Origin of the sequence: Luteibacter anthropi (assembly GCF_011759365.1) — a bacterium.
GTDB lineage: Bacteria > Pseudomonadota > Gammaproteobacteria > Xanthomonadales > Rhodanobacteraceae > Luteibacter > Luteibacter anthropi.
The window spans coordinates 169,723-187,285 of sequence record NZ_JAARLZ010000009.1 but is presented as its reverse complement, the minus strand read 5'-3'; the positions used below and the strand labels follow the sequence as shown (position 1 = coordinate 187,285).

Annotated in this window: 15 protein-coding genes; 5 read left to right on the top strand and 10 right to left on the bottom strand. The window is 64.2% G+C overall.

Translation table 11 applies throughout. The annotated features are described in order from the left end of the window. Positions 1-13: 13 nt before the first annotated feature. Genes bioC through bioB form a run of 5 tightly spaced genes read right to left on the bottom strand, consistent with a single transcriptional unit; the run spans position 14 to position 4,655 of the window. A complete protein-coding gene (bioC, locus tag HBF25_RS16655) occupies positions 14-904 on the bottom strand; it encodes a malonyl-ACP O-methyltransferase BioC (RefSeq protein ID WP_166950349.1) in 891 nt (296 codons plus the stop codon). Beyond that, complete coding sequence (gene bioH, locus HBF25_RS16650) at positions 901-1,674, bottom strand: pimeloyl-ACP methyl ester esterase BioH (protein ID WP_166950348.1); 774 nt, start codon at positions 1,672-1,674, stop codon at positions 901-903. The genes bioC and bioH overlap by 4 nt, the downstream gene beginning before the upstream one ends. Next, positions 1,671-2,414: a sulfurtransferase gene (locus tag HBF25_RS16645; RefSeq protein WP_341778097.1), complete on the bottom strand. Its 744-nt coding sequence runs from the start codon at positions 2,412-2,414 to the stop codon at positions 1,671-1,673. The genes bioH and HBF25_RS16645 overlap by 4 nt, the downstream gene beginning before the upstream one ends. Positions 2,415-2,436: 22 nt before the next feature. Then, on the bottom strand, positions 2,437-3,651 hold the full coding sequence (locus tag HBF25_RS16640) for an aminotransferase class I/II-fold pyridoxal phosphate-dependent enzyme (RefSeq protein WP_166950347.1): 1,215 nt from the start codon (positions 3,649-3,651) through the stop codon (positions 2,437-2,439). Beyond that, on the bottom strand, positions 3,648-4,655 hold the full coding sequence (bioB, locus tag HBF25_RS16635; RefSeq protein ID WP_166950346.1) for a biotin synthase BioB: 1,008 nt from the start codon (positions 4,653-4,655) through the stop codon (positions 3,648-3,650). Before bioB ends, HBF25_RS16640 begins: the two co-directional genes overlap by 4 nt. 253 nt (positions 4,656-4,908) lie before the next feature. Here bioB and HBF25_RS16630 point away from each other — a divergent pair, with 253 nt between their 5' ends. Both HBF25_RS16630 and HBF25_RS16625 read left to right on the top strand, forming a co-directional pair. Then, the gene (locus HBF25_RS16630) at positions 4,909-5,115 is read left to right on the top strand and encodes a hypothetical protein (RefSeq protein WP_166950345.1); all 207 of its coding nucleotides are present in this window, start codon (positions 4,909-4,911) and stop codon (positions 5,113-5,115) included. Between the two features lie 12 nt (positions 5,116-5,127). Then, positions 5,128-5,838, top strand: coding sequence for a ComF family protein (locus HBF25_RS16625; protein WP_166950344.1), 711 nt, complete (start codon positions 5,128-5,130; stop codon positions 5,836-5,838). A gap of 172 nt (positions 5,839-6,010) precedes the next feature. Here HBF25_RS16625 and HBF25_RS16620 read toward each other — a convergent pair whose 3' ends face one another. The 3 genes from HBF25_RS16620 to ubiA all read right to left on the bottom strand — a co-directional run bounded on the left by HBF25_RS16620 (position 6,011) and on the right by ubiA (position 11,103). Then, on the bottom strand, positions 6,011-7,492 hold the full coding sequence (locus tag HBF25_RS16620; protein WP_166950343.1) for a CehA/McbA family metallohydrolase: 1,482 nt from the start codon (positions 7,490-7,492) through the stop codon (positions 6,011-6,013). An 11-nt stretch (positions 7,493-7,503) separates the two neighbouring features. Next, positions 7,504-9,993, bottom strand: a complete 2,490-nt coding sequence (locus HBF25_RS16615; protein WP_166950342.1) for a TonB-dependent receptor — start codon at positions 9,991-9,993, stop codon at positions 7,504-7,506. A gap of 183 nt (positions 9,994-10,176) precedes the next feature. Beyond that, positions 10,177-11,103, bottom strand: a complete 927-nt coding sequence (ubiA, locus tag HBF25_RS16610; RefSeq protein WP_341778098.1) for a 4-hydroxybenzoate octaprenyltransferase — start codon at positions 11,101-11,103, stop codon at positions 10,177-10,179. Between the two features lie 168 nt (positions 11,104-11,271). On the opposite strand from ubiA, the gene HBF25_RS16605 reads away from it, so the two are divergent. The 3 genes from HBF25_RS16605 to HBF25_RS16595 all read left to right on the top strand — a co-directional run bounded on the left by HBF25_RS16605 (position 11,272) and on the right by HBF25_RS16595 (position 15,805). Continuing rightward, a complete protein-coding gene (locus tag HBF25_RS16605; RefSeq protein WP_166950339.1) occupies positions 11,272-13,488 on the top strand; it encodes a glycosyltransferase family protein in 2,217 nt (738 codons plus the stop codon). A gap of 84 nt (positions 13,489-13,572) precedes the next feature. Then, positions 13,573-14,526 carry a hypothetical protein gene (locus HBF25_RS16600; protein ID WP_166950337.1) on the top strand — a complete coding sequence of 318 codons (954 nt, stop codon included), beginning with the start codon at positions 13,573-13,575 and terminating at the stop codon, positions 14,524-14,526. Between the two features lie 112 nt (positions 14,527-14,638). Then, on the top strand, positions 14,639-15,805 hold the full coding sequence (locus HBF25_RS16595; RefSeq protein ID WP_166950336.1) for a YfhO family protein: 1,167 nt from the start codon (positions 14,639-14,641) through the stop codon (positions 15,803-15,805). Positions 15,806-15,816: 11 nt separating this feature from the next. Here the strand turns inward: HBF25_RS16595 and HBF25_RS16590 are convergent, their stop codons facing one another. Then, a complete protein-coding gene (locus tag HBF25_RS16590; RefSeq protein WP_166950334.1) occupies positions 15,817-15,975 on the bottom strand; it encodes a hypothetical protein in 159 nt (52 codons plus the stop codon). Between the two features lie 95 nt (positions 15,976-16,070). Next, the gene (locus tag HBF25_RS16585; RefSeq protein ID WP_166950332.1) at positions 16,071-17,558 is read right to left on the bottom strand and encodes a mannitol dehydrogenase family protein; all 1,488 of its coding nucleotides are present in this window, start codon (positions 17,556-17,558) and stop codon (positions 16,071-16,073) included. Between the last annotated feature and the right edge of the window lie 5 nt (positions 17,559-17,563).

The following is a 17,563-nucleotide window of genomic DNA, read 5'->3' as shown; positions in this document are numbered from 1 at the left end:
ACGTTGTGGCAGGTTAATCGAACGGGTTTTTCCGTCGCGAACCACGCAGGTTTTCGATGGGGAAACTGGCGATTTCACCTTCGCCTTCACGACGTGACTGGCCCGCTGGCGGGCCCCATGCATGGGCCGTCACCACTTCCCAGGTCGAAGGAATGGTGCCGTCGGTGCGCATGGCCTCGTAGGCATCCAGCATGCGGCGGTAGTGCGACTTGCCGGTAAGGCCGCGATTGCGGTCCGAGTCGGCGTTGTTGGCGCCGAGACCCTTCAGCTCATCCAATAGGGCGCGAGGCGTCGGGTACGTCAGCGTATAGCGCTCGGCGAACAGCACCGGATCGCGCAGTCCCTGGGTAAGCATGGCGTCGCCGACATCGTGCATGTCGAGGAAGCGGGCCACATGAGCGTGCTGGTCTGCTTCAGCCCATGCGGCACGAAGTTCCTTCAGCGTATCCGGACCAAACGTGGAGAACGTCAGCAGGCCGCCGGGCTTCAGCACGCGCACGCACTCGGCGAACAAGCGCGACAGGTCTTCGCACCACTGGAAACACAAGTTCGAGAACAGGATGTCGACGCTATGGTCGTGCACCGGCAACGTATACGCATCGCCCACCACGCGGTTGAACGGCTTCAGCCAGCTTGCGTTCTGCTTCGCCTGGCGAAGCATCGGCAGTGCAAGGTCGATGGCGATCACCTGCGCCTTCGGATAACGCTTCTTCAGCGCGGCGCTGCCACGGCCCGTGCCGGCACCGACGTCCAGTACCACGGCCGGTTCTTCCTTGTGGATCTCAAGACGCTCGACCAGCGTGGACTGCACTTCGCGCTGGAGCGCGTCATGCTTTTCATAGGTGCCGGCCGCGCGACCGAAGTTGCGGCGGACCTGGCTGCGGTCGAAATGGAAGTCGCTCATGTCGTGCCTTCGGCAAATCGTGTCAGGACCTCCGCCAGCGCGGCGGCGTGTCCGATGAAAGGGGCGTGCCCGGCGTGGGCGATTTCTTCGAAGTCGCCGCCTGATGCCTCGGCCGACCAGCGCATGGCATCCGGATGCACGATGCGATCGCGACGTCCGGCAATCCACAGGCTGGGGCGCGTGAGCTCAGGCAGGCGCGGGCGCAGGTCGGCGTTTTCGAGCAGGCGGATGCCTTCCATGAGCACGCGCGGATCGGGCTCGCCGCGTGAGTACGCTTCGGCCATCAGCCGCCGCGTTTCGGCGCGGGGATCTTCGCTGCCCATGGCTTCCAGGGCGATGAAGCGGTCCACGGTGGTCTTGTAATCGGCTTCCAGGTCGGCGGCGAGTTTGCGCACCATCGCCGCGTCGTTGCCCTGCGGCCAGTCGTTCGTGCGCACGAAACAGGGCGTGGAACACACAGGCACCACGGCCTTTACATGGTCGGGATCGTCGAGTGCGGCGGTCAGCGCCACCAGTCCGCCCAGTGACCAGCCCAGCCAGATGGCCGATGGCGTCGCCGCCGCGATGGCCTTCGCACAGGCCGATGGCTCCAGCGCAATGGACGAGTCGCGCGAATAACCATGGCCAGGCAGGTCCACCACGTACATGTCGAAGCGCTCGTCCAGCTCGTCGCAGAGCGGACCGAGGATGCCTCCATGCATGGCCCAGCCATGGATCATGACCAGCGGGATGCGGCCGTTGCCACGGCGGTCGATGTACAGGTCGCTCATGCGTCGCCACTCGGTGCGAGGGCCGGATCGACGGCGCCCCGGCCGTCGAAGACGAAGCAGTCGCCCCGCCAGTGCGCACCACCGACTTCCTCGAAATACTTCAGGATGCCGCCTTCGAGCTGGAACACGTTCTCGATGCCGATCTCCCGCATGTGGATGGCCGCCTTCTCGCAACGGATGCCGCCCGTGCAGAACGACACCACGGTCTTGCCCTCGAAGCGCTCACGATCGGCGGCCACGGCACCGGGAAAACCGGTGAAACTGGAGAGCCCGTACTCCACGGTGTTCTCGAACGTGCCTGCGGCCACTTCGTAATCGTTGCGCGTGTCCAGGAGCACCACCTCGCGCCCGTCGTCATCGTGGCCCTGGTCGAGCCAGCGATGCAGGTCGCGGGGCAGCACGTGGGGTGCACGACCGTCCCCGGGACGGATGGCCGGTGCGTGCATCGTGATGATTTCCTTCTTCAGGCGCACGCGCATGCGACCGAACGGTACCTCGTCCGACCAGCTCTCCTTCGGCGCGATGTCGGCAAAGCGCGGGTCGGCATGCAGCCATGCGATGAAGGCATGCACCGCCGGTGCATCGGCTGCGAGAAAGAGGTTGATGCCTTCCGGAGCGAGCAGGATCGTGCCCTTGAGGGCCAGGGCGTCGCAGCGCTCGACAATGCGCGCGCGCAACTCCGCGAGATCGTCCAGGGCGACGAACTTGTAGGCGGAAATGTTGAGGATCGACATGGACATGCGTGGGGCCTGCGGCCGGCCATTATACGGCGGCGGCCTCGACGGGGCGCGGCAGGCGGCCCAGGGCATCCAGCAGGGCGTCGATCCGGTCCGGGGCGTGCGCCGCCGACAGCGTGATCCTGAGTCGTGAGGCGCCCTGGGGCACCGTGGGCGGCCGGATCGCCACGACGAGGAAGCCATTCGCCTCCAGTGATCGCGCCGCTTCGGTCGCCGTGGCGGCGCTGCCCATGGGCAGCGGCTGGATGGCCGTCGTCGAGGGCATGAGCGGCAGGCCGAGCTGCAAGGCGCCTGCCCGGAAGCGGGCGATATGGGCGTTGAGACGTTCGCGCCGGCCGTCGCGGTCCGTTCGTGCCAGGTGCACGGCGGCCCGTGTGGCGGCGGCGAGCGCGGCCGGCTGCGCCGTCGTATAGATATAGGTGCGGGCGAACTGCATGATCGCGTCGATCAGCGAGGCATCGCCTGCGACAAAGGCGCCTGCGCAGCCCAGCGCCTTGCCCAGCGTGCCCATCAGCAACGGCACCTCGCGAGCCGTCAGGCCGGCTGCCGCCACGCTGCCTGCGCCTTCGGGCCCCAGTACGCCGAGCCCATGCGCATCGTCGACGTAAAGCAGCGCCTCCCGCTCGGCGCACAGCCGTGCCAGCGCGGCCAGCGGGGCTACATCGCCATCCATGCTGAAAACACCGTCGGTGGCGAGCAGCGCCGGCTTGCCGGGGCGGCTGTCGAGGCGGAGCGCGGCTGCGTCCGTGTCGGCGTGCGCATAGCGCAGCAGCTCGGCACCGGCCAGTTGCGCGCCATCGATGAGGCTGGCGTGGTTGAGCTTGTCCTGTACGCACACGGCTTCGGAACGCCCCGGCGAGCCTGCGCCCAGCAAGGCTTGCAGGCAGCCCAGATTGGCCATGACGCCCGTCGAAAAGACCAGGGCACGTTCGCGCCCCGTCCAGTCGGCCAGTTCTTCTTCCAGAGCCGCGTGTTCACGGCGGTGACCCGATACGAGATGGGCTGCACCCGTACCCACGCCTTCCGCGCTGGCCGCCCGGGTCAGCGCGGCCAGCAGGTCGCGATGACTGGCGAGGCCCAGGTAGTCGTTGCCGCAGAAATCCGTGAGTACACGGCCACCTTCGACGAGGCGACGACCACCCGGCAATGCGTCGGCCGTGCGCAGCCGGCGCAGCAGGCCCTCGTGCTCGCGACGGGCCCGTGCCGACTCGATGCGGGCGCGAAGGCCTGGACGACTCACGCGGCGTGCACGTGTTCGAGGATGTCGGCGTGCACGGTTTCCGGCTCGGCTTCCACTTCCATGGGCTTCAGGCCCAGGCGGGCGAACAGGCGACGGTCACGCTCGGCTTCCGGGTTACCCGTGACCAGCAGCTTCTCGCCGTAGAAGATCGAACCGGCACCGGCGGCAAAGCACAGCGCCTGCAAGGCGTCATCCATCGTCTCGCGACCGGCGGACAGGCGCACGACGGACGTCGGCATCAGGATGCGCGCGACCGCGATGCTGCGCACGAAATCGAAGGGATCGAGTTCTTCGGCGTTTTCGAGCGGCGTACCCGGAATACGCACAAGACGGTTGATGGGCACCGACTCGGGATGCTCCGGCAGGTTGGCCAGCGTCATCAGCAGCGCGCTGCGCTGCGAGCGCGATTCGCCCATGCCCACGATGCCGCCGCAGCAGGTCTTCAGGCCCGCGCTGCGTACGTGGTCGAGCGTGTCGAAGCGGTCCTGGATCTCGCGGGTGTGGATGATCTCGCCGTAGAACTCCGGCGCGGTATCGATGTTGTGGTTGTAGAAATCCAGTCCGGCGGACTTCAGCGTATCGGCCTGGGGGCGGGTAAGCATGCCCAGCGTCGCGCAGGTCTGCATGCCCAGCGCCTTTACGGCACTCACGATCTCGGCCACCTTCACCACGTCGCGATCCTTCGGCGAGCGCCAGGCGGCACCCATGCAGAAGCGGCTGGCGCCGGCATCCTTGGCGGCCTGCGCGCGGGCGACCACCGCCTCCACGCTCATCAGCTTCTCGGCCTTCACGCCGGTGGCGTAGCGCGCCGCCTGCGGACAGTAGGCGCAGTCCTCCGGACAGCCGCCGGTCTTGATCGACAGCAGGGTCGATACCTGCACGGCATTCGGGTCATGGTATTGCCGGTGCACCGTCTGCGCCTGGAACAGCAGGTCGTTGAATGGCAAGGAAAAAAGATGCTCGACCTCGGCGAGGGTCCAGTCGTGGCGTAAGGCTGCGGTCATGGGGGACTCCCTTTGTGGTGGCGCGGAGTCTCGACCGGGTGATTTTTGTTGTCAACCTACGCGCAGGTATTGAGGTTTACATTGCGTGGCGTCGGCTGCATCCGTCGGTCCGGTTCGCGAGGACGTCATCCGCGAACCTGACTGCCGGCCATCACGCTCGTCATGCAAGGCTTAATCGATGACCAATGGCCGATGCCGGCCTGCTGTCGCACAGACTTAGGATGGAGCCATCCCCATCCACGAGGAGAGCGTCATGAGCGAAGGTCAGGGCAGTTCCGGCAACGTGCTTGCCGCCATCTGCAGCTTTTTCATCCCCGGTCTGGGCCAGCTCGTGCAGGGACGGGTGTTCAAGGCTCTCATCATGTTCGTCCTGGCGGCGGTGCTGTGGGTGGTCTGGCTGGGGTGGATCATCCACCTGTGGTCGATCGTCGATGCAGCCATGTACCGGCGCGGCGACTGAGTGCCGTGACGCATGGACGCGTCCATCCTGAAACGCATCATGGCGGCGGCGGGGCGTTTCGTCCTGCCGCCGCGCTGCATGGTCTGCGGTGACGAGGGGCATCAGGGCATCGAGTTGTGCAAAGGTTGCCTGGCATCGCTTCCGCATAACGATGTGCACTGCGGGCGCTGCGCCCTGCCGATGGTGAGGGCCGTCGCCTTGTGCGGCGGCTGCCAGCAGCATTCGCGCCCCTGGGACGATATCTGGGTGCCGTTGCGCTACGCCATCCCCGTGGACCGGCTCGAAAGCCGCTTCAAGTTCGGCGGCAGCCTCGCGGCCGGCCGCACGCTGTCCCAATGTTGGCTGCGTTGCGGTGACCCTCCCGCCATGCCGCAAGCCATCGTACCCGTGCCGCTGCACGTGTCCCGGCTGCGGTCACGCGGATTCAACCAGGCGCTGGAGCTGGTTCGTCCGCTCGCACGGCGTCACGGTATTCCCATGCTGACCGATGTCCTGCGCAGGCAGCGCGCCACCGATGCGCAAAGCGATCTCGATGCCACGGCAAGGGCACGCAACGTACACGGCGCCTTCGTGCCGGGCAATCGCCTGACGGTGGAACATGTCGCCGTGGTCGACGACGTCATGACCACGGGCGCGACGCTGTCCGCGTGCGTGGAAGCATTGCGTGCATCGGGAGCGAAACGCGTGGACGTCTGGGCACTCGCACGCACAGGCCTGGGCTAGCCATATTCTTCTGTAGGAGCGCGCCTCGCGCGCGACCGGTACGAAGCATGACGCCAATGGCTCCGTATCGGTCGCGCGCAAGGCGCGCTCCTACAGGGGGCTTGCGTTGAAGCATGACGCCAATGGCTCCGTACCGGCCGTGCGCAAGGCGCGCTCCTACAAGGGGCTTGCGTTAGTGATTCAGGTAGACGGGGTTACCCAGCACAAGCAACCGTCCATCGCGACCCGCTACATCCACGCGCATCCAGTGCATCTTGCCATCACCCACCCACGTAAATGCCTGCACCCCCGTCGCGGGCAGGACGTCACGCCCATGAAGATCCAGCCGCTTGCCGTCGATGGTGACGACGATATGCTGTCCTTCAAGCGCCACCGTCCGCACCTCGACGCTCACCTGTTCACCACGGGCCAGCATCAACGCATCCCCCATGCCCGCGTGCTTTTTTCCCGCCGATGCCACGACATCCATCGCACGGTCCCTGCTTCCCTCGATGTCGATGAACACATGCCCTGCGCGAATGCCTTCGAGGATGCCATCCATCGAAAGCTCACGTGCATGCACCACCGTCGTTGGCGTGCCGATCGTTCCCGCCATGGCATCCCGTGGCGCATCGGAACCATCGTGGCTGTCGCTGCCACCGATGGCAGTGATACGCAGCCCCGTATTGAGCTGCCGTTCCCAGAACGGGATGCCGCTGTCCTTGCGCCCCACGTCACGGCCGTTCACCGCTTCGATGGCCTGGAACCCGCGCATGTCCACCGGCCTGGCGGGCTTGAAACCACATCCCATGCAGGTCTCGTCGTTCGGCCGCATAGGGTGGTTGAGGGAGATAAGGCCTTGCGCCCTTGCGACATCGGCCAGCAAGGCATTCCAGTCAGGCACGGTGGTTCCATCCAGGCGGAAGTCCAGCGGACGCGCCACGCCGTAGAGATTGGCGTGACCTTCGAACGTGGTGATCTCCCGCGCGGGAATCAGCAGCATGGGCGCAACATAGTCCTGAAGCTCCCGCATTTCCGACACCTGGGACATGGTGTTGTGTTCGGAAACCGCGATGAAATCGAGCCCGCGCTTCGCGGCATTGGCCATGGTCAGAAACAGTGGGCAAGGCACCTTGCGGGTGCCGGCGAGGTTGAGGCAACCACCGTCGCTGTGCGCCGAATGCATGTGGAGATCGCCGCGATACCAGCGTTCGCGCTGATCCAGTGATTCACTCAATCCATGCTCGGGACCGAAACCCTCGTCCTCTTTCGAAAGCCATACCTGCGCGGTAAACGTAACGGTCGACGCGGGGCGGATATTGGGAATACCCAGCAATACGCGCCAGCGGCCGGGCTTGATCTCTCCCGGCAGGAACGATGCCGTGGCATCCGTGGCCGATACCGTGAAGCGGCGCTTGCTGCCGCCGCTCCAGCCACGAAAACCCTGTGGTGCGGCGAAGCCATCCGGTCCCAGCAGGCCCACGTCCACGGCGGTGTGCTGCTCGTGCCCCGTGTAGTCGAAATCGACCGTGATCCGCGTCGTGCCGGGTGGCACGTCAAAGGGCAGTTCGCGATACGTGTGCTGGTCCTTGCCGGTCAGCTCGCCGCGAAGAACGACATCGGGCGCACGCCCGGCCGTGGCGGTCAGGCAGGCGAGGGCAAGGATGAGAGCCATGAGCGCGCGCATCAGAAACGGTACATCGCGGCAGCGCGGAAGGAACGACCCAGCAGGGGACGCGCGATGAAGGTATTGGCACCGGCATCCGCGCTGGCCAGCTCACCCGCGCGCGGGTTGCCCTCGGTCAGGCCCAGCGAATTGGTCAGGTTGTCCGCGTAGAGAAACAGCGACAAGTTTTGCGTGGCCTCGAACCGCGCGCTGGCGCCCCACACGTGATACGACGGCAGGATCACCGAGTTGGCCGTGTCCACGTAGCGCTTGCCTTCGTATTCATAGGAAACCTGCAAGCGAAGACGGCCATCGAGCAGGTTCACGCCCGGCACGATCCGATAGCTCACCTTCGGCACGCGGATCAGCTGGTTGTCGTCGTAGTCGCGCAGCACGGGCGCATTGCTCACGACGTCGATATAACGAAGGCCCTTGTATTTCGGTTCCTGCAACGTGGCGTTGAACTGCACGTCGAACCATTTCGTCGGGTAGAGGGTGCCTTCCAGCTCCAGGCCGTACGTCTTGGTATCCGCGTAGCCGGTCTGCGGCGTGGACGTGTTGCCGTTACGGTCGAAGACGTTGTTGGTAAAACCCACGTTGTTGTACTTGGTGTAGAACGCCGTGGCATACAGGTCCATCAGGCGGTCGCTGTACTTCCAGCCGGCCTCGGCCAGGTCCATCGTCTGGAGTACGGGAACGGCCGTGGGATTGGTGATATAGGTACTCAGGTTCGGCAGGCGGAAAGCGGACGTCCAGCGGGCGAACAGGCCCTGCCGGGGAGAGAACTGCCAGTTCGCACCCAGGGTCCAGCCGGTTTTGTCGAAGGACTGGTCGTAATGGGTGTACTTGCCATTGCCGGTAAGCACCGTCGCCGCGGCGGGCGAGCCACCCAGATTCACGGTGTTCTTGCCTTCCGTATAGCCCTGCACGTTCACCTTCTCCCAGCGCACCCCTCCATCGATGCGCAGGTCGGGCGTCACCTGCCATTCGTCCGAGAGATAGAAGGCGTTGGTCGCCGACTTGCCGCTGGCGTGTTCCCACTCGTAACCGTAGCGGTACACGCCATGGTCGGTCAACGAGCCGACCACGTTGCCGCGTGCATCCACGCCCACCAGGTCGAGCAGGCGGCCGTTGTCGCGTACATCGGTGAGCACGGTGGAGGAGTATCGGTCGAAGCGTTGCTGGAAGCTGGCGTGGTAATAGCCCAGCGTGACGTCATGGCTCTGCTCGCCGAACTCGAACTTGCGCAGCACGCGCGTATCGTTGATGAATTCGTCCAGCGGCATGGTCACGCCACGCAGGCCGGCAGTGACCACCAGCCCGTTCCCGTTCTGGTTGGCGACGTCGTAGACCTGCGAAGGGTTGTCCACATAGCGCAGCTGGAGTTTCGTGGCGCCAGGAACGCTGGACAGGCGCTTGGCGGTGTCCTGTGCCAGCAATGACGACGCACTTTGCAGGGCATTGGGAAACACACCGTTACGCTGCGTATCGGTGGTGCTGTAGCGCATCGATTCGGCAAGCTTCCAGTCGTCACCCAGGTCGTGGTCGAATTTGAAGGTGACCTGGGTGCGCTTGACGTGGGTTCCTTCGGTGTTGTCGAAGTCGTACAGGCCACCGTTGCCTTGCCGCATGCTCACATGCTGCGTCTCGGGGCCTGCCAGCGTTCCGTAATTGCCGTTGAAGCCGGACACGGCACGGATGTCGCCGTTCGCCGTGGTATGCATCGGTATGCCGAGATACAGCGCTACCTTGTCGTCCATGTGCTTCACGTCGAAGCTCAGGCTGCCGTGTTCCAGGTCTTTCGACAGGGTGGCGCGCAACTGACCACCATCGTCGGCGTGGAACTGCGGGCGCCGGATGCCGTCGTCCACGCGCCAGAAGCCCCCTGCGGCGAGCTTCCAGCCGTTGCCGACGGGCGTGCCATACCAGAAGTCGAGGCGGTTCAACGAGTAATTGCCCACCGTGTACTTCACCAGGCCTTCGGCGGTATCGCCTACCTTGCGTGGAATGAAGTTGATGGCGCCGGCCGGGGCATTGGAATAAAAGATGGCGGAAGGGCCGCCACGGACCACTTCGACACGCTCGATCGTCTCATCCAGACGAAAGGCCTGGTCGGCATTGAGATAACCCAGCGCGGGATCGTGCTGCACGGGGATGCCGTCTTCCAGCAATGTGACCGATCCATAGCCGTCCACCGGGATGCCGCGTGCACGGATGTTGCCCGAGGCCTCGCCACCGGAGGATTCCACCCAGAAACCCGGCACGGACTTCACCGCCTCGGTCACGCTGGTGGGCGCCTGCATGCGCAGACGATCCTCGTCGATGGTGGTGATGGAATAGCTGGTTTCCGCCTTCGTGCGGTTCTCGACGCCCGACCGGGCGGTCACCACCACGTTGTCAAGCGCGGTGGTCTTGCGCTCCGGCGAAGTGTCCTGGGCATGCAGGGCGGAAATGGCGAACACGCCGCATAGCGCCGCGCCGAGGGCGCGACTGAGCTGGGTCTTGCGCATGGGGTGGGAAACTCCGGGATGGGGCGATGCGTACCCACCCCGGGGCCCGGCTCCTGACCGTGCCCGCGGCCTCTCCCTGGGCACGCGATCCGCAGAAACTTACGCCCCTGCCATGACCGGATGTTTCAGTCCGCGTTTCCGTGCGGTTTCAGTGGGCGCCGTTGTCTGTCTGGACGATGACAGTCACAGCGCCAGGGCGAGCACGATGCCCACCCATAGCGCGAGCCCCACCCAGTTGTTGTGGCGGAAGGCCGTCAGGCAGGCATCCCGCGCACGCTCGCGCATGATCCATTGCTGGTAGCCGAACAGGCCGGCGGTGGCGCAAAGCCCGATCCAGTACGGCCAGCCCAGGCCCGAGCGGGTACCGACCAGCAGCATGGCAAGCAGGAAGGTCGCCATGAGGATGCCGATGATGACGAGATCGGCGTCGGCGAAGAGGATCGCGGTGGACTTGGCACCCGCCTTGATGTCGTCGTCGCGGTCCACCATGGCGTATTCGGTGTCGTACACCACCGACCAGATGATGTTGGCGATGAACAGCAGCCACGCCACGGGCGGCACGTTGTTGCTGACGGCGGCAAAGGCCATGGGAATGGACCAGCCGAAAGCAGCTCCCAGCACTACCTGGGGCAGATGGGTATAGCGCTTGGTAAACGGGTAGGCTGCCGCCAGCGCAGCACCGGCGAACGACAGCAGGATGGTCAGCCGGTTGGTGAACAGCACCAGCACGAAGGCGAACACCAGCAGGCCGGCGAATACGTAAAGCGCCTCGCGCGGCGTGACCCGGCCGCTGGCGATAGGGCGGCCGGCGGTGCGGGCGACGAGGGGGTCGAGCTTGCGGTCGGCGTAGTCGTTGATCGCGCAGCCGGCGGCGCGCATCGCAAAAACACCCAGGGTGAAGATGACGAGGGGGCCGACCGGCGGAAAATCCCTCGCGGCCAGCCACAACGCCCACCAGGTTGGCCATAACAGCAGCAATGCGCCGATGGGGCGATCCATGCGGGTCAGCTGCAGGTAGGCGTACAGCTTGTCACGCCGCCCCGGGGCCATGCCACGCAACAGGAATGCCAGCACGCGCTCGGCACGGGTCGAGGCATCGGCCGGCCGCACGGCAGGCGCCGCAGTGGCGGTCTTGCGGGCGGAAGGCGCCGCCTTGCGACGCGGCGCGGGTTTCTTGGGGGCGGGACTCATGGGCGAAGTCTATCCGGTTGGCCGTTGGCGCCAAAGGTCTGCCTCGCAAGTTATTGAGTACAATCCTGCGCTCCGCCGCGAACGACCATGGACGCCGTGCATCAGGATCCTATCCCCTATCGCCGCCAGTTCCTGGTGCTGTGCGCTGTTTGGCTCGTGCTGAACTTCGTTGTGCTCAAAGGGGGGCGTGTGCTCCCCTGGGATGCCATCAACGAGTTCTATCCCACGGTGTATTTCAATGCACATAGCCTGCGTTCGGGGCTGGCTCCGTGGTGGAATCCTTATATCTACAGTGGTTACGCGCAGATCGGCGATCCGCAGGGGATGCTGTTCTCTCCCTTGCTGATGACATGGATGCTGCTGCCTGCCCAGCCTGGCGTCGTATGGTTCTGCTGGGGTGTCCTGCTGCACATGCTCATGGCAGGTGCGGCCATGCTCGAGGTGCTTCGCCGTCATGGAGCGAATGCCCTGGGCGCGCTGGTGGGTGCCACCGTTTTCATGGGTGGCGGTGTGGCGGCATCAAGGCTGGAACATATATCGATCGTCATTGCGTACGCCTATGTTCCCGTGGTGTTGCTGGCCTTGCGATATTTTCTATCGCGGCCCGGTGCGCTCCGGGGCGCGCTGCTCGGACTGGCTGCCGGTGCGCTGGTGGTCCACCTCGTGCAGGCCACCTACCTGTTCGTGCTCATGCTTGTGGCGTATGCCTGTGTCGCGGCCATACGCTACTGGCGTAGTTACGATTCGCAGCAGCGCATGCGTTTCCTCGGTGGCGGGGTGGTTGCCCTGCTCGTTGCGGTGGCATGCGGGCTTCCCCAGCTGCTTTTCAGCTGGGCAGCCATGGGCCTTTCCAATCGCAGCATGATGCCCTTGTCCGTGGCGGCACCGGGGTCGCTCGACCTCAGGTCGTTCCTGTTCCTGTTCTATCCCAACGCATTCGACGGCCTGCGCAATCTGCTCGATGCACCGATCGATCCAGTGCAATCGTTCCTCTACATCGGAACGCTGCCGCTGCTTGCCCTCGGTTTCGTGGTGCGTGCATGGCATCGTGGACGGAACCAACGGTCGATCGCGTGTTTCAGCGTGCTGGCCCTTGCGGGCGCCCTGTACATGCTCGGCACCCATACGCCTTTGTATGGCTGGCTCTACACCTGGCTGCCTGGCCTTGTGCATTTCCGCAGGCCCTCGGATGGCGCCTATGTATTCAACATCGCCCTGGCGTTTCTCGCTGCCGTAGGCGCAAGCCACATCGACCTGGCCTCGTGGAAAGAGCGACTGATCGTTGCATCGCTGGCCAGTGCCTGGCTCGTGGCAAGTCTCGTTGCGATGGGGCACGTGCGCACGGGCCAGATCGTGGCGATCCTCGTCGCCATGCTGGTGGTCTGGAACATGCGCCATGCGGACATGCCGTGGCGCGCCACCCTGTGGCTGATGCTCCTGGTCGTGGCCGACTACCGCAGTTTCAATTTCAACGGCCGTTTCAATGTATCCAGCAACGAGACCGCTCGTTACCTCTCTGATCCCGCCGTGCACTATCTGAAGCAGGCCCTGGATACATCCGGCCCGCTGCAAGGGGAAAGAATCGCCACGGAGAAGATCGCGCCCATCTGGGACAACGGCGGCATGCTCACGGGCATCGCATCCACGCAGGGTTACAACCCCCTCCGGCATGCACTGTATGAAACGTGGTATCCGGCACGGGAGAACGCGATGGCCGCCGGGTCACCGTCGCTCTACAATGGCATGCCCGAACGACGCATGGACGATCTTCTGGGCGTGCGCTATCTCGCGATCGGTGGCATGCCCGGCGCTCCGGTCGAGGCGCCACCCGACTATCGGAAAGTAGGCGAATTCGACGATATCGTGCTGTGGCGCAACGATTCGGCTTATCCACGTTTCATGAATCCGACCCAGGTTCGCCTGGTCGGCCTGAACGAACCCGTGGATCCGGCGGAATTCACGCGTACGGATTTCAACACAGTGTTCTGGCTGACACCGCGCGATGAAACCGACCAGGCAACGGCCCGCACGTCGGTTTCCCGTTGCACGGGCGCCGTGCAGATCAAGGCGATGAGTAGCACGCCGACGCGCACCGAGCTACGGACCGAGGCGAACTCGCCCGGCTGGGTCGTGGCGGGCGAACTCGATCATCCCGGCTGGGAGGCCCGGCTCGACGGCGAACAGGTGCCGATCCATCGCGCCAATGGCATGTTCCGTGCCGTATGTGTTCCCAAGGGACAGCACCGCCTGACGTTCGCCTTCAGCCCGTGGCGCATGGTCAGCCACGCCATAGCGAATCGCTAATTCATGTAACGACACCGGGTCGGGCACTCGACCCGATCGATCGCAACATCTGCATCTATCTCGTGCAACGGACGCACGCCTTTCATGCCGGACACCCTTTCCACCCGCCGCCTTCTTTTCCTCCTTGCAGTCATCTGGCTGATGCTTAATGCCAGCGTACTTCTGGGCGGCCGTGTGCTGCCGTGGGACGCACTGGACCAGTTCTATCCCACGGTCTATTTCAACGCCCATAGCCTGCGTTCTGGCGTGGCACCGTGGTGGAACCCATATATCTACGGAGGCTATGCGCAGATAGGCGATCCCCAGGGCATGCTCTTTTCTCCGTTGCTCATGGCATGGATGCTTTTGCCCGCGGATCCGGGAGCCAACTGGTTCGCCTGGGGTGTGTTGCTGCATACGCTGATGGGCGGGGCCGCGATGCTGCAACTGATGCGCCGCCATGGTGCTAACGGCTTCGGCGCATTGGTTGGTGCGGTGGTCTTCATGGCCGGTGGCGTGGCGGGGTCACGGCTCCAGCACACGCCGATCGTCATCGCTTATGCGTATGTTCCCGTGGTGCTGCTGGCACTGCGTCACCTCCTGGCCCGGCCGACCCCTGGCAGGGGGTTGCTGCTCGGCCTCGCGGCGGGTGCCATGGTGACGCAGCTTGTGCAGGTAACCTATCTCTTCGTGCTGGTGATTGCCGCCTATGGTTGCGTGGCCGTGGCTCGCTACTGGCCGCAGCGGAATATCGCCTGGCGTCGCATGTTCGTCGCCGGCCTGCTGTGCCGCATGGGTCGCACTGGTGCTGGGGCTGCCCCAACTGCTTCTCAGCTGGGCTACCCTCAGCCTTTCCAACCGGACCGAACTGGCTCTGTCCGCGGCCGATGCGGGGTCGCTCGATCTGCACGCGGCGCTCATGCTTTTTCATCCGAATGCTTTCGCAGGGCTGAGCGATTTCGACAGCGCGTCGTTCGATGCGATGGGCTCATTCCTCTATATTGGCGTGATACCGCTCCTGTCCCTATGGGGACTTTCGCGTGCATGGCGATCCGGTGAATACCGCCGATCCATCACCTGTTTCGGGCTTCTTGCGCGTCTGTCGACCCTGTACATGGTGGGGACGAATATGCCGCTCTATGGATGGTTATATACGTGGATGCCTGGGTTGGTGCATTTCCGACGTCCGTCGGATGCGGCCTATGTGATGAATTTCGCGCTGGCCTTTCTCGCAGGCATCGGGGTAAGCCGGATCGACTTACGCTCGCGACGCGAGGTCATCGTCTTGCTCGCGATCGCGGCCACGTGGTTGTGTCTTGTCGCGATATCGATGCACGACAAATACGGCAGGCCGTTCCTGGCCGTCATCGTCGCCATGCTCGCGCTATGGTTCCTTCGCAGGCAGGCAAGCCAATGGCAGGCCGTTCTCTGGCTGGCAGTGGTTCTTTTTGCCGATTACCGTAGTTTTGGTTTCAATGGCACGTTCAACTCGGCCGGAAACGGCGCTGCACGTTTCGTTGCGAACCCCGCATCGCAGTTTCTGAAGCATGCCTTGGCCGGTAGTCATGGCGGCCCTGCAGAGAGGATGGCCACTCAGAACACACACGTGCCCTGGGATAACACGGGCATGCTGCTTGGCATTTCATCCACGCAGGGATACAACCCACTGCGTTACGCGTTATACGAGGCCTGGTACTCGCCACGGGAAAGCAGCGCCGTGCCCACGGTGACCTCGCCATACAATGCGTTGCCGGAAAACCGTCTCGACGACCTGCTGGGAGTGCGTTATCTCGTCATCGGACACCGCGCTGATCTGGCTCCGGTAAGTCCTCCGCCGGACTACGTTCCGGCCGGCCGTTTTCGTGACGTCGATATCTGGCGCAACGAACGCGCCTATCCACGGATACTCAATCCTCGCGCCCTGCGCTTGCTGAATGTCGGGGAAAAACCCGCCCCCGACGAGTTCGCACGTACCGACTTCGCCCAGACGATGTGGATCACCCCACGCGACGAAGAAGATGCGACGCAGGTAAGCGGTATTGCCCAGACCTGCCGTGGTGTCGTCACCGTGCGAGATATTTCCTCGACGCATACGCGAATGCAGTTGACCAGCTCGGCAACATCGCCCGGCTGGCTTGCCCTGGGCGAACTCGACCACCCGGGATGGCTGGCCGAGCTGGACGACACCCCGTTGTCCATCCACCGGGCCAACGGCATGTTCCGGGCTGTATGCCTGACCGCAGGGGAACATCGCGTGGTTTTCCGCTTCAGTCCCTGGCATCTGCTGATGCATGCCTGGCGACATCGCAACGACCGCCATCAAGCCAGCCCGGCCTGATGGCGCATTCCTCAAGGACGGGCTGGTTCAATCGGATCGTCGTTTTCCGGTGGCTCCGGGTCGGCATCGCGCTCCGGCTTGTAGCTGCCAGGCTTGCTGATCTCGTCCTCGGGACGATTCTTTCCGGGTTCGGCAAAGGGCGGTTGTGGGTTGGTCGGCGTGTAAGGCATGAGGTGCTCCCGTTCGATGCGATGACGGCCCCATGCTGGGAGCGTCCCGGTGAAGCTTCCGGAAACGCCCCGTGTAGCGTGGGTGAGGCCTCTTTTCAATCGACGAGGCTATCGAGCTGTTCCAGGGTGCGGCGCACGCCCTGGCGATGCATGGCATCGACGTAAATATCGTACTGCCGGCGGAATCGTGTGTCTTTTGCCGCCAGCGGGCCAACCAGTTCGATGCTTTCGATAAGGGTGTCTTTCGAGTTGCTGTCGATCAGTGGTTGCACCAGGCGCATGGCATTGGGTTCGCGCAGCGGATACGACGCACCGTTGTCATCCTTTCCGACGCGGACATAGCGATCGTAGGCGGCCAGCAGGAAGGCAACGCGGCGGGCATCCTTGTCGTTTTCCAGGCAGGCCTTGATCGTCGGTCCGATGAAGCCTGGAATCTTCGAACCACCATCCAGGCAAAGGCGGTCGAGCTGATCGGCGATCGAGGCGTTACTGAACCGGTCGAGCAGCTTCTTCTTGTAGGCCCCCAGCTCCATGCCGGGCAGCGACGCCAGCCAGACGCCCGCGTCGTCGTTGAGGAAGCCGGTGAGATAGGCATTGAACAGCGGATCCCTCACGGCGAGGTCCACGCGCCGGTGCCCGGACAGGAAGGCGGGGTACGACAGCATCTGGTGCGAGCCGTTCAGCAGGCGAATCTTGGCGTCCTCATACGGGGACACGTCATCCACGATCTGCAGGCCATGGCGTTCCCAGGCGGGACGACCATGGCGGAAGCGGTCTTCCAGCACCCACTGGATGAAGTCTTCGCAGATCACGGGAGTCTGGTCGTCGAGGCCGGTGGCGGCATTGAGTTCGTCGCGCACGGCCGGCGTAGTGGCGGGCGTGATTCTATCCACCATGGCATTGGGAAAATCGACCTCGGCATCGATCCAGGCGGCCAGCTCGGGTGAACGGGCCTTCGCAAAGGCCAGCACGGCTTTCTTCGCCTGGGCTCCGTTGTGACGGAGGTTGTCGCAGGACATCACGGTGAACGCAGGCGTACCTTCGCTGCGACGACGTTCCAATGCCCCAACGATGAAACCGAATACTCCCAGTGGCGACTCCGGGTGCTTCAGGTCGTGCGCTACAGAAGCATCGTCCAGCCGGAAGGTACCGTGCTCGTCGATCAGGTAGCCACCTTCGGTAATGGTCAGCGAGACGATGCGGATCGCCGGATCGCATAGCCGTTCCAGCACCCTGGCCGCTCCGTCGGAAGGTGCATGCAGGTAATCCACCATCGCACCGACGACATGCGTGCGTCGTTCACCGCGTGGATCGAACTCGCTGACCGAGTACAGCCCATCCTGTGCTTTCAAGGCATCAGCCAGGGGTTTGTCCTGGTCGAGCAGGTTGATACCGAGGATGCCCCAGCCGGCCATATCGGTATCGGCCAGCGTCAGGTTCGTGTAGATGGCCAGGTGCGCGCGATGAAAGGCACCGACGCCGATATGGGCGATACCGGCCGTGACACCGCCACGGTCGAAGGGCGGGGCATCGACGCCACGGGGAAGGCGGTCGAGGTGCTGGGGCGTGAGGGCGACGGACATGGCAG